The following is a 12,528-nucleotide window of genomic DNA, read 5'->3' on the forward strand; positions in this document are numbered from 1 at the left end:
ACCCAGGACAGCTCGATGCGTCACGACACCCGAACAGGGAACGAACAACGGGAGACGACCATGAACGCCGCAATACCTGCACCCTTGCCGCTGATACCGGCGAAGCTGAACATGCCGCTGTTGCCGCGCGGTCTGTTGGCGCGGCCACGCCTTGACGAGTGGTTTCAGCGTCTTGGCGAGGTGCGGCTGGCTGTACTGCACGCACCGAGCGGTTTCGGCAAGACGACCCTGGCGTGCCAGTGGGCAAGGGCGTTCGAGGGTCGTGTCGCCTGGTTGCAGCTGCATCCGGGCGACAATGATCCGCTGCAGCTTGGCCGCTATCTGCTTCACGCCCTCGACGCTCAGTTGGAGCATGGGTGTCCCCGCAGTCTCTTGCTGGCCGGTCAGGGCCGGGAGGCTTTCGATACGCTGCTTACGCATCTGCTGGCCGAATTGCCGGGCGAGCACGAACCGCTGCTGCTGGTACTGGATGATTTCGAAACGCTGTACACCGCAGAAGTCATCGCTGCGCTGCGCTTCTTCCTGCGCAACATGCCGAGCTGGATGACGCTATTGGTCTGCAGTCGCGGCCTGCCGGAACTGGGCGTGGCGGATCTACGGGTCAAGCATCAGCTGCTTACCGTCGACGCTCAGCACCTGGCCTTCGAAACCGACGAAGTTCAGGCACTGCTGGATCTGGGCCTGCCGGTTTCGATCAACCGTGAGCAGATCGAGCGCTTGAACCGGCGTATCGGCGGCTGGCCGTGCGCATTGCAGCTGGTTCTGCAGGAAGTGCAGACGGGCCGTGGCATGGACCTGTTTCTGGAAAACCTGCAGCTCGGCCATCCGTATATTCGCGATTACATGCGTGAGCAGGTCGTTGCCAATCTGGGCGCAAGCACGCTGGATTTCCTCCAGGCGACCTGTCTGCTGGATCGCTTTAACGCAGCGCTGGCCGACCGACTGACTCAGGGGAGCAATGCTCGCGGGATGCTCGAGCAATTGGAGCGTAACGGGCTCTTCCTGCAGTCGCTGGATGGCCTTCGTCAGTGGTATGCCTACCACCCATTGTTCGCCACCTTTGTGCTTGGCGAACTGCGCACCCATCAGCCTCAGCGGCTATCGGATCTGCACCTGCGTGCGGCCGAAGCGCTGATGGCGGAAAACCTGCCGGAAGAGGCCGCGCGGCATGCGGTACAGGCCGGCTGCCCGACCCGCGTCGGCGAAGTGCTGGAGCGCCACGGCCGGCAGTTCTACCGTCAGGGCCGCCTTGAGCTGCTGCAGCAATGCCTGGAAACACTGCCGGAGGCGGTTATCGCCGGCTCGCCGCTGTTGACCCTGCTGCAGGCCTGGGTGTCGCAGAATTCCTACCAGTTCGATCAGGTCGAGCGCTGGTTCAAGGCCGGCGAAGAGGCCCTGCAGCAGAGCTGTTCGGAAGACGACTGGGCGCGCATCGTTGGCGAATTCAACGCCGTTCGCGCTCAGGTAGCGATGAACCGTGGTGATGAAGAGCAGGCAATCGCCCTGGCACGGGAAGCCTTGGTACGTGAGCCGTTGATCATGCGCACCTCGAAGGTTGCAGCCCTCTCGGGCCTGGCCGAGGCGCACTTCGTTCAGGGCTTGTTGCCGCAGGCGCAGAAGCAGTATGAAGAGGCCGAACGCCGTGCCCGCGAGATTCGCGCCTCGCACCTGGTGGTGTGGAATCTCGGCCAGCTTTCTGAAATCGCCATCGCCCAGGGCTATCTACAGAAGGCCTATTCGCTGCAGGAACGGGCGATCCAGTACGTCGAACAGGCCGACCTGCAGGCGACCCCGATCATGGAGTTCATCTACCGCGTGCGTGGTCAGGTGCTGCTTGAGTGGCACCATCTGGATGCCGCCGAGCAGTGCGCGCTGCAGGGCATCCAGATACTTGAAGACGTCGGTGACCGCTGGCTGCTGCAGTGTTACGCGCTGCTGGCCGGGATCGCCCATGCGCGCGGTCAGCAGAGCGCCTGCGCGGACTACATAGGCAAGATCCAGAGCATGCTCGCTGACGACAATTACCATGTCGACTGGCTCGCCAATGCCCATGCGGTAATGCTCAGCTACTGGGACTCCACCCAGGACAAGACCGCGATCCAGCAATGGCTGCTGACAGCGCCAACCCTCGAGCGCGGCCTCAATCACTTCGCCCAGTACAACGGCCGCAACCACGCGCGAGCCCACCTTTCGCTGAAGCAGCCGGACAAGGCCCTGCCGATCCTCAGGCAGCTGCAAATCGATGCGGAGCAGCACGGCTTGATCATGGACTTGAACCGCAACCACATCCTGCTTGCGCAACTGCACTGGCTGCGGGAAGAGCGTCAGCAGGCGCTGGATAACCTGCAGCTGGCGTTGACCCTGGCGAGCAGCACGGGTGCCATCGGCAGCTTTCTGCGCGTCGGTAAGCTGCTGATCGCCATGCTCAAGGCGTTGCAGCATGAGCGTCGGCTCGACGAACTCGAAGCGCAGCGCGCCGACCGGCTGATCCAACTGGCGCAACAGCAGCGCGACTTCAGCCGGGCGATCCGCATCACCCTCGACGAAGCGGTGATTCAGGACATCATCAACCGCCCGGATGTGCCGGAGCTGATCCGCCATTCGCCGCTGACGCGCCGAGAGTGGCAGGTGCTGAGCCTGATCCACGCGGGGCAGTCCAACGAGCAGATTGCGGAACACCTGAATGTCGCGCCGACGACGATCAAAACGCACATCCGCAGTCTGTATCAGAAGCTCAACATCACCCATCGCAACGAGGCCGTGCAGCTGGCCCGCAGCCTGCTGAGCAAAATCCAGGGCGAATAGCGGGTGGCATGCGAGCGATGGCGCATCCGGCCGGTCCAAGGCCGAATGCGTCATTTTCATTTCCAGTGGAGCCTGACATGCCGATGACCGAAAAACAGAAGATGCTCGCCGGCGAACTCTACCGGCCCGGTGACGCCGAATTGCAGGCCGATCAAGCCGCCGCCAAAGCCTGGATGGTGCGTTACAACGCTGCGCTCGGCGAAACACCGACGGTGCGCCGCGCCTTGCTGAAGGAGCTACTCGGGAACGTCGGCGAAGGCGCTGTGATCCGGCCGCCGTTTCATTGCGACTACGGCTACAACATTCACCTCGGCGACGATGTGTTCTTCAATTTCAACTGCGTGATTCTCGACGTGGTAGAGGTGCGTATCGGCAACGGCACTCAGATCGGCCCGGCTGTGCAGATTTACGCGGCGGACCATCCTCGAAGCGCGGAAGAGCGCCGCAGCGGCCTGGAATTCGGCCGTCCGGTGGTGATTGGGGAGAACGTCTGGATTGGCGGTGGCGCGATCATCCTGCCAGGCGTAACCATCGGCGATGACGCCGTGATCGGAGCGGGCAGCGTGGTGACTCGGGATGTGGCGGCGGGGACGACAGTCGTAGGCAATCCGGCCCGTAGTCGCTGATAGACGTGAGAATGGCAGCCGGCGCTGGGCCGGCTGCCGGCACTGCTTACTGCTGAGTCACGGTGGCCATGTTGCCTGAGCCCATCTGAGAAACGATTGCCGAGTCGCCCATGCCGCTCTGCATCAGCATCGCCTGGTTTCCTACGCCGCCCTGAAGCACGGTCGCCATGTTGTCCTGGCCAGCTTGCGTCAAGCTGACTTCGTTGTCCGAGCCATAGATCTGCTGGATGTCGGCCACGTTGAGGTCGCCGCCCTGCATCACGTCCACACGGTTGTTGTCGCCGTAGCTGGAACCGGTCAGCTCGTTGCCGTTGCCGCTCTGGTTGGCGGTGAGCAGGTTGTCAGAGCCGTCCTGGGCGAATTCGATCAGCTGATCGGTGCCTTCCTGAGTGACGTAAGCCTCGTTGAACTGCCCGTTCTGCTGCAGCGAAGCAGTCATCATGCTGCCGTCTTGATCGACGATGGCATAGTTGTTGTTGCCGGTCTGCTCGGTGCTGGCGGTGTTGCTATCGCCAACCTGGAAGATGTCGGCGCTGTTGGCGGTGCCGTCTTGGAAGATCGACGCGGTCTGCAGCGAGCCGCTCTGGTCGATGTAGGCTTCGTTCTGCAGTCCGTTGGACCGGATATCAGCGCTATGCTCGGCGCCTTCCTGGGTGACGGACGCGACCTGCATATCACCCTGCTGGTCGATATTAGCGACGGAGTCAGAAACGTCCATCTGATAAACAGTGGCGTCGTTGTCGTTGCCTTCCTGATTAACCACGCCGTCGTTGCGCGCGCCATTTTCCTGCCAGACCAGCGAGACGTTGTCATTGCCGATCTGGCGTTGTTCCGAAACGCTCAGCTCGGTGTTGCTCTGGATGGATTCGGCGAAGTTGTCGCTGCCGTCCTGGTCGATGACTGCGGTGCTCAGGTCAGCTGCGGTCTGCTCGGTGTACGCAGTATTGAAACTGCCCTCCTGGTACTGGCGAGCGGTGGCGCCGGTGGAGTCGCTCTGGACAATGCTCGCATCATGGTTGTCGCCACTTTGCAGCTGGATGGCTTCGCTCTGCACGGTCGAGGACTGCACGATGTCCGCGCGGTTCAGGTCGCCAGTTTGCGTCTGCACGGCATCGGACATCGTGGCCTGAGTCTGGGTCACCATGCCGTCGTTGCTGGCGCCGGTCTGGGCCTGGTAGGAAATGTTGTCCTGACCACCAGTCTGAGTCACTTCGACAATGTTGTCGGCACCGTTCTGATTCTGTTCTGCGCTGTTGTCTTGGGCGTGAGCCTGAGTGGCCAGAATCGCGATGATGGCGGCTGCGAGGGGCTTGCACTTGAACATTTCATCTCTCCATGGATTTTGGATGCGTGTCGCTCCTGACTGGGCGGCTGCGCAGGTCTGCTGGGCGGCGGCTACTGCGGATCAGTCCTGGAACTGCATCGATCCTAAATGCCGCTCGTGACAGATAAGTGTCGATTCGCTTGTTTGTCGACATTTTTATGACGAATGACAGGGGCGGCCATATGCGACTCCCGGCAGCCCGCTCTACGCCCCCCGCTCAGGCCACCTCTACGCCCGAGCCATACGCCTCGGTATTACGCTGCCGGGAGGATGTTGCGGCGGGATGACGCACCTAGAGTGGCGGCGTGTTCCCCCAAACATCGAAGGTTGGTTGTATGAATCGCAATGACTGGTGGCGCGGCGGCGTCATATATCAGGTTTACCCGCGCAGCTTTTTCGACAGCAACGGCGACGGGGTCGGCGATCTGCTCGGTGTGGTCGAGAAGATCGACTACATCGCCAGCCTCAACGTCGATGCCATCTGGCTGTCGCCGTTCTTCACCTCGCCCATGAAGGACTTCGGCTATGACGTGTCCGATTACCGCGGCGTAGATCCGCTGTTCGGCACGCTGGAAGACTTCAAACAGGTCATCGACGTTGCTCATGCGCGTGGCATTCGCATCCTCATCGATCAGGTACTCAATCACTCGTCCGATCAGCACGCCTGGTTCAAGGAAAGCCGCTCGAGCCGCGACAACGACAAAGCCGACTGGTACGTCTGGGCCGATCCGAAAGATGACGGCACCGTGCCCAACAATTGGCTGTCGGTCTTCGGCGGTGCCGCCTGGACCTGGGACAGCCGCCGCAAGCAGTACTACCTGCACAACTTCCTCTCCAGCCAGCCGGACCTCAACTTCCATTGTGAAGCGGTGCAGCAACAGCTGCTCGAGGACATGGAGTTCTGGTTGAAACTCGGCGTTGACGGCTTCCGTCTGGACGCGGCGAACTTCTATTTCCACGACCGTGAACTGCGGGACAACCCGCCGAACCATGACATTCGCGAAGGCAGCATCGGCGTTCGCGCCGACAATCCTTATGCCTTCCAGAAGCACGTGTACGACAAGACCCAGCCGGAAAACCTCGACTTCCTGCGGCGTATTCGCCAGTTGCTGGAACGCTATCCGGGCAGCGCCACGGTGGCCGAAATCGGTTGCGACCATTCGTTGAGCACCATGGCCGCTTACACGGGAGGCAGCGACACGCTGCACATGGCGTACTCCTTCGATTTGCTGACCGAACAGTGCAGCCCGGGTTTTCTGCGGCACACCATCGACTGCGTGGAACGCGAGTTGGTAGACGGCTGGCCGTGCTGGTCCATCGGCAACCACGATGTGGTGCGGGTCATGAGCCGCTGGGCGCTCGCCAATCAGCCGGATCTGGCGCGCGGCCGCATGTTCATGGCGATGCTACTGACCATGCGCGGCAGCGTGTGCCTTTATCAGGGCGAGGAGCTGGGGCTGGATGAGGCCGAGCTGCAGTTCGAGCAACTGGTCGATCCTTACGGCATTCGCTTCTGGCCAGAATTCAAGGGCCGCGACGGTTGCCGCACGCCGATGCCCTGGCATGATCAGGACCTGCACGGTGGCTTCAGCCGAGAGCAGCCCTGGTTGCCGATGGCCGATCGTCACTTGCCAATGTCAGTGGCCGCCCAGGAGCAGGACCCGAATTCGATGCTCAACATCTATCGCCGGTTTCTTGCATGGCGTCAGGACCAGCGCTTGTTGATCGAAGGCAGTATGCGCACCGTTTACCATGACGATGCGCTGCTGGTGTACGAGCGCCGCCTGGACGATGAGGTTTGGGTATGTCTGTTCAATATGGGCGATAGCGCACGGCACTTTGATCTGTCGGCTCCGGTCGAAGGCCTCGACGTGCCCTCGGCATCAGCCGTTTTCGAGGGGCACGGCGTACATTTGCCGGCGCATGGATTCGGATTTGCGCGCCGGCTTGGCTGAGCGAGTCGGTTGAGACGGGCATCTGGTCCGTCTCAACCGGGTTGCTGTCGCCCGTTTCGCTTGCCGCGATGCGTCGTGGCGGCTGTTTGAAGGAGAACAACAATAATGGCCAGCGTAACCCTGCGGAATATCTGCAAGAGCTTTGATGACGTCCCTATCACCCGCAATATCGATCTGGATATTGCTGACGGCGAATTTGTGGTGTTCGTGGGCCCGTCCGGTTGTGGCAAGTCGACACTGTTGCGACTGATTGCCGGGTTGGAAGACATCACGGACGGGGAGCTGCGCATCGATGGCGAGCGGGTCAATGAGCTGCCGCCTATGGATCGTTCAGTGGGCATGGTGTTCCAGTCCTATGCGCTCTACCCGCATATGAATGTCGCGGAAAACATGGCGTTCGGTCTGAAGCTGGCGAAGATCGACAAGGCCGAAATCAAGCGTCGCGTCGACTCGGTGGCGAAAATTCTTCAGCTCGATCAGATGCTTGATCGCAAACCCAAGGATCTGTCCGGCGGCCAGCGCCAGCGCGTCGCCATCGGCCGGACCATGGTGCGGGAACCGAAGGTATTTCTGTTCGACGAGCCGTTGTCGAACCTCGATGCCTTTCTCCGCGTGCAGATGCGTATTGAGATCTCGCGCCTGCATCAGCGACTGCAGTCCACGATGATCTATGTCACGCACGATCAGGTCGAAGCCATGACGCTGGCGGACAAGATCGTCGTGCTCAACGCCGGCCGCATCGCTCAGGTCGGGCCGCCGCTGGAGCTGTATCACTACCCGAAAAACCAGTTCGTAGCGGGCTTCATCGGCTCACCGCAAATGAATTTCCTGCCGGTAAAGGTGATACGCGCCGATGCGGAGTCGGTGGAGGTCGCGATGCCAGGGGGCAGCGCGTTACGGCTACCGGTCGATGGCAGTCAGGTTGCTCCAGGCGATGCCCTGACCTTGGGTGTTCGGCCAGAACATTTCGTTGACTCCGAGCAGGCTGATTTCGTCTTCCATGGCGAAATTGCAGTGGCCGAGCGCCTCGGCGACCACAATCTGCTGCATCTGAACTTCGAAGGCGTGGACGAGATGGTGGCGGTTGCCAGTGACGGTAACCGCCGCGTGGCGGTAGGTCAGGCCTACGCAACGGGGCTGTTGGCCAACAAATGCCACCTGTTCCGGGCCGATGGCCAGGCTTGTGACCGGCACTATCGGGAGCCGGCACTGTTCGGCTGAGCGCGGTATTTAGCTAATGCACATGACAGCTGGCGGTCGGCCAGCTGTCATGCTGCTTCAATGACTGAGCTTCAGGCCAAGCAGCCCGGTGCAAATCAATAGCACGCTGCCGAGGCGAAACAGGCTCATCGATTCCCCGAACAGGATGATGCCGGCGATCACCGTTCCCACTGCACCGACTCCAGTCCAGACGGCGTAGGCGGTGCCCAGCGGCAAATCCTTCATGGCAAGCCCCAGCAGGCCCAGGCTGGCGGCCATCGCAGCGACAGTAAGCAATGTGGGAAGAGGGCGGGTGAATCCCTCGGTGAACTTCAGCCCAACGGCCCAGCCAATCTCGAACAGACCGGCAAAAAACAGAATGACCCAGGACATACGCACCTCGACAGGACGGTAATCAGGTGGGGCCGTCCCCGGTGAGTGTGTACAGCCTGAGGTCGTCCTCAGCGGGCGTTATTGTCCACAGCGAGCCGGTCCGGGCAAGAGCGCCGGACCGGCGGCCGCGTCAGCCCGCGTCCGGGCCGTCGTCTTTCATCCTCCGATAGACCGTCGCCAGCAGTGCACCGGACAGGTTGTGCCAGACGCTGAACAGCGCGCTGGGCACTGCTGCAAGTGGTGAGAAGTGCGCACTGGCCAGAGCTGCACCGAGGCCCGAGTTCTGCATGCCTACTTCGATCGAAAGGGTTTTGCGCTGCGCCAGAGGCAGGCCGAACAGTCGTCCGACCAGGTAGCCGATGCCGAGGCCAAGGCTGTTGTGCAGCACCACGACCGCCATGATCAACAAACCAGACTCGGCGATCTTCGCCTGGCTGGCGGCAACCACGGCGGCGACGATGATCACGATGCTGACTACCGAAACCAGCGGCAGGATATCGACAACCTGATGCACCCGGTTGCCCAGCAAACGGCGTGCGATCAGGCCAAGAGCAATAGGCAGTAGAACAATCTGCACGATGGACATGAACAGCGCGCCAAAGTTGACCGGCAGCCAGGCCGATGCCAGCAGCCAGATCAAAGCAGGCGTTACCAACGGGGCGAGCAGTGTAGTCACGGCGGTGATTGCGACTGACAGCGCGACGTCACCGCGGGAAAACCAGGCGATCACGTTCGAGGCGGTACCCCCCGGACAGCAGCCGACGAGAATCACGCCGACAGCGATTTCCGCCGGCAAGCCCAGCAATGTGCAGAGTGCCCAGGCGAGAGCTGGCATGATCAGAAATTGCGCGCCGACACCCAGCGCGACCCAGAGTGGACGTCGGGCAACTTCAGCGAAATCGGCGGCTTTCAGTGTTAGGCCCATGCCGAACATGATCAGCCCCAGCAGGGGCACGATCCAGGCGGTGGCGGGCAGGAACCAGCTGGGCTGGAAGAAGGCAAGAACGGCGAACAGCAGGACCCAGAGGGCGAAGGTATTGCCGACAAAGCGGCTGAGGGAGGCGAGGGCGCGCATCGGACTTACCTTGTAGTTATGGAAGGAGCGCCGTCAGCATCAACTGCCGGCGCTGAGGCAGTTTAGATACCTTGCGGGATCTCCTCTCCACCCAGGGCTTCGAACAGTGCGGGAAGAAACTCTTTAAAGGTCAGCATCATCAGCAGGAAGCTGGCGTCTTGCTGGCCGAGGTCGTCATCACCTCCGTCCTGTTCGGCCTGGTCCTGCAACAGCTCTTCAAAGCGCAGGCGCTTGATCACCATCTTGTCATCAAGCAAGAAGGACAGCTTGTCCTGCCAGCCCAGCGACAGTTGCGTGACCTGCTTGCCGACTTCCAGGTGCTGCTGGATTTCGTCGCTGGTCAGGTCCTGGCGCTTGCAGCGCACGACGCCGCCGTCTTCATGGGTGTCGCGCAGCTCGCACTCGTCGAGGACGAAGAAGTCGTCCGCGGCTTTCTGCGTCTTGACCCAGTCGGTCATGGTGGCCGAAGGGGCAATTTTCACGGTCAGCGGGCGAACCGGCAGCGAACCAATGGCTTCACGCAGTGTGGAAAGAAGGTCTTCGGCGCGCTTGGGGCTGGAAGCGTCGACCAGGATCAGGCCTTGTTCCGGCGCGATGGCGGCGAAGGTGCCGGACTTGCGGATGAAGGCGCGCGGCAGGAAGGCCTGGATGATGTCGTCCTTCAACTGTTCGCGCTCTTTCTTGTAGACCTTGCGCATTTGCTCGTTTTCGATCTCGTCGACCTTTTCCTTCAGTGCGTCCTTAACCACGCTGCCGGGTAGGATGCGCTCTTCCTTGCGCGTGGAGATCAGCAAGAAGCCCTGGCTGGCATGCACCAGCGGCGCATCTTCGCCTTTGCCAAAGGGGGCAACGAAACCGTAGGTGCTCAGTTCCTGGCTGGCGCAGGGGCGCGCGGGCTTGGCGGCCAATGCAGCTTCAAGTGTCTCGACATCGAAAGGGACGTTCTGGGTGAGACGGTAGACGAGCAGGTTGCGAAACCACATGGCGATTTGAAACTCCGGTAAAAGCAAAGCGCGCATTATTCCCCTCCGGCGAACGCAGGCCAACCCTGCGCAAGGGCAATGCCGATGGAAACCACAAAAACAGGGCTTAAACAGAGGGTTTCCTAAGTCTTTGTAAGTTCTTCAATTTTTTTTTCAAAAGGGGGTTGCCAAGGTCCAGATCCCTCTCTAGAATGCGCCCCACTTCGAGAGCAAACGGGTGATTAGCTCAGCTGGGAGAGCATCTGCCTTACAAGCAGAGGGTCGGCGGTTCGATCCCGTCATCACCCACCACTCGAGGTTTAGCGCAGCGGTAGTTCAGTCGGTTAGAATACCGGCCTGTCACGCCGGGGGTCGCGGGTTCGAGTCCCGTCCGCTGCGCCATATTTGTCATCAAGGACCACTGAACGCCTTGATGGCCCGAAAAAAGCGACCTTAGGGTCGCTTTTTTTTTGCCCTCGAATTTCACTTCCGCCTGTTTCTCCGTTTCGTGCGGCACTTCTGTACTTTTCACTGTCTTTACCTATTAGCGCGGTGTGCTCGGTAGCCACTGTCCGAGCTCGCTGCTAAGCTCCGGCAATGTTTTTGCACCACTTCTTGGGTAATAAGGAAACAGAATGAGACCTCAACGTTTGGCGTCGGCGATAGCTCTGGTTGGCCTGGTCCTGGCGGGCTGTGATTCGGAAACCAGCGCTAAGCTGGAAACGCCAGCGCAGAAAGCCTCCTATGGCATTGGCCTGAACATGGGCAAGAGCCTGGCGCAGGAAGGCTTGGCTGATCTGGATTCGACGGCCGTCGCGCAAGGCATCGATGATGCCATCGGCAAGAAAGATCAGAAGCTGACCGATGAAGAACTGATGGAAGCCTTCGCTTATCTGCAGACTCGTGCCGAAGAGCGCATGGTCGAGATGAACAAGGAATCCGTTGCCGCTGGCAAGAAATTCTTGGAAGAGAACGCCAAGCGTGAAGGCGTTAAGACCACCGAATCTGGCCTGCAATACGAAGTGATCAAAGAGGCCGACGGCGCCCAGCCGGGTCCGGACGATGTCGTCACTGTCCACTACGAAGGCAGCCTGACTGACGGCACGGTCTTCGATAGCTCGATCAAGCGTGGCACCCCAATCGATCTTCCTGTCAGCGGCGTAATTCCAGGCTGGGTCGAAGGGCTGCAACTGATGCATGTCGGCGAAAAGTACAAGCTGTATATCCCGAGCGAACTCGCCTATGGCGAGCAGAGCCCGAGCCCGCTGATTCCTGCCAACTCCGTTCTGGTCTTCGACCTTGAGCTCCTAGGCATCAAGGGTGAAGAGGGCGAGGCGACGCCTCCACCGGAAGCTGTCGAAGAGGCTGTCGAGGCTGCCAAGAAATAACAAGTCCTTGCGTTCCAAACGCCCCGCATATGCGGGGCGTTTTAGTTTCCAGTGTCAGCTTTGTGTGAGAATTGGTTCGCCGAGTACGCATTGTAGGAGCGAGCTTGCTCGCGATCAGTGGTGATGCGGTTCGGCAAACGGCTGTGTTTGGTTCGCCAGCAAGCGAGCTCCTACAGACCGTTGTTGTTGGGGCGTGGGAGGTTAGCGGCTACAAAGTAAAGCTCGGGCACTGGTCTGAGGCTTTGAAGTTGGCTCCGCGACCTTGACTCGACTGCGCAGCAGAACGCGCTTCAGTGCGGCCCCGAAGGGGTGAGCGAAGCGAATCACCTGGGACAGCGTCCCTGGTGAGAGTCCGACGGAAACAAAAAAGCCCCAGGTTTTCACCTGAGGCTTTGAAGTTGGCTCCGCGACCTGGGCTCGACTGCGCAGCAGAACGCGCTTCAGCGCGGCCTCGAAGGGGTGAGCGAAGCGAATCACCTGGGACAGGGTCCCTGGTGAGAGTCCGACGGAAACAAAAAAGCCCCAGATTTTCACCTGAGGCTTTGAAGTTGGCTCCGCGACCTGGACTCGACTGCGCAGCAGAACGCGCTTCAGCGCGGCCCCGAAGGGGTGAGCGAAGCGAATCACCTGGGACAGGTCCCTGGTGAGAGTCCGACGGAAACAAAAAAAGCCCCAGATTTTCACCTGAGGCTTTGAAGTTGGCTCCGCGACCTGGACTCGAACCAGGGACCCAATGATTAACAGTCATTTGCTCTACCGACTGAGCTATCGCGGAACAGCGGTGCGTATCCTAATGATAA

The 12,528-nt window shown here is 60.5% G+C and carries 10 protein-coding genes and 3 tRNA genes; 7 read left to right on the forward strand and 6 right to left on the reverse strand.

The window, feature by feature from the left end:
* The first annotated feature begins 60 nt into the window (after positions 1–60).
* Positions 61–2,805 (forward strand): HTH-type transcriptional regulator MalT, encoded by a 2,745-nt coding sequence (locus tag C1896_08035; GenBank protein ID AZZ44864.1) that lies wholly within the window; start codon positions 61–63, stop codon positions 2,803–2,805.
* 77 nt (positions 2,806–2,882) lie between these two features.
* Positions 2,883–3,431 (forward strand): maltose acetyltransferase, encoded by a 549-nt coding sequence (locus C1896_08040; protein AZZ44865.1) that lies wholly within the window; start codon positions 2,883–2,885, stop codon positions 3,429–3,431.
* A gap of 46 nt (positions 3,432–3,477) precedes the next feature.
* On the opposite strand, the gene C1896_08045 is transcribed toward C1896_08040, so the two are convergent.
* Positions 3,478–4,755: a hypothetical protein gene (locus C1896_08045; GenBank protein ID AZZ44866.1), complete on the reverse strand. Its 1,278-nt coding sequence runs from the start codon at positions 4,753–4,755 to the stop codon at positions 3,478–3,480.
* 335 nt (positions 4,756–5,090) lie between these two features.
* Here C1896_08045 and C1896_08050 point away from each other — a divergent pair, with 335 nt between their 5' ends.
* A complete protein-coding gene (locus C1896_08050) occupies positions 5,091–6,710 on the forward strand; it encodes an alpha-glucosidase (protein AZZ44867.1) in 1,620 nt (539 codons plus the stop codon).
* Positions 6,711–6,815: 105 nt separating this feature from the next.
* On the forward strand, positions 6,816–7,931 hold the full coding sequence (locus C1896_08055) for a maltose/maltodextrin ABC transporter ATP-binding protein MalK (protein AZZ44868.1): 1,116 nt from the start codon (positions 6,816–6,818) through the stop codon (positions 7,929–7,931).
* Between the two features lie 57 nt (positions 7,932–7,988).
* Here C1896_08055 and C1896_08060 read toward each other — a convergent pair whose 3' ends face one another.
* The 3 genes from C1896_08060 to C1896_08070 all read right to left on the reverse strand — a co-directional run bounded on the left by C1896_08060 (position 7,989) and on the right by C1896_08070 (position 10,361).
* On the reverse strand, positions 7,989–8,303 hold the full coding sequence (locus C1896_08060; GenBank protein ID AZZ44869.1) for a quaternary ammonium compound-resistance protein SugE: 315 nt from the start codon (positions 8,301–8,303) through the stop codon (positions 7,989–7,991).
* Positions 8,304–8,433: 130 nt separating this feature from the next.
* Positions 8,434–9,378 carry a sodium transporter gene (locus tag C1896_08065; protein ID AZZ44870.1) on the reverse strand — a complete coding sequence of 315 codons (945 nt, stop codon included), beginning with the start codon at positions 9,376–9,378 and terminating at the stop codon, positions 8,434–8,436.
* 62 nt (positions 9,379–9,440) lie between these two features.
* Positions 9,441–10,361, reverse strand: a complete 921-nt coding sequence (locus tag C1896_08070; protein AZZ47578.1) for a recombination-associated protein RdgC — start codon at positions 10,359–10,361, stop codon at positions 9,441–9,443.
* Positions 10,362–10,576: 215 nt separating this feature from the next.
* On the opposite strand from C1896_08070, the gene C1896_08075 reads away from it, so the two are divergent.
* The 3 genes from C1896_08075 (at position 10,577) to C1896_08085 (ending at position 11,728) form a co-directional block, all read left to right on the forward strand.
* Positions 10,577–10,652, forward strand: a tRNA-Val gene (locus tag C1896_08075).
* Between the two features lie 13 nt (positions 10,653–10,665).
* Positions 10,666–10,742, forward strand: a tRNA-Asp gene (locus C1896_08080).
* A 248-nt stretch (positions 10,743–10,990) separates the two neighbouring features.
* Positions 10,991–11,728: a peptidylprolyl isomerase gene (locus tag C1896_08085; GenBank protein ID AZZ47579.1), complete on the forward strand. Its 738-nt coding sequence runs from the start codon at positions 10,991–10,993 to the stop codon at positions 11,726–11,728.
* 201 nt (positions 11,729–11,929) lie between these two features.
* On the opposite strand, the gene C1896_08090 is transcribed toward C1896_08085, so the two are convergent.
* The gene (locus C1896_08090) at positions 11,930–12,412 is read right to left on the reverse strand and encodes a hypothetical protein (GenBank protein ID AZZ44871.1); all 483 of its coding nucleotides are present in this window, start codon (positions 12,410–12,412) and stop codon (positions 11,930–11,932) included.
* Positions 12,413–12,427: 15 nt separating this feature from the next.
* Positions 12,428–12,503: transfer RNA gene (locus C1896_08095), tRNA-Asn, on the reverse strand.
* Positions 12,504–12,528 lie beyond the last annotated feature (25 nt).

This window comes from Pseudomonadaceae bacterium SI-3 (assembly GCA_004010935.1).
GTDB lineage: Bacteria > Pseudomonadota > Gammaproteobacteria > Pseudomonadales > Pseudomonadaceae > Stutzerimonas.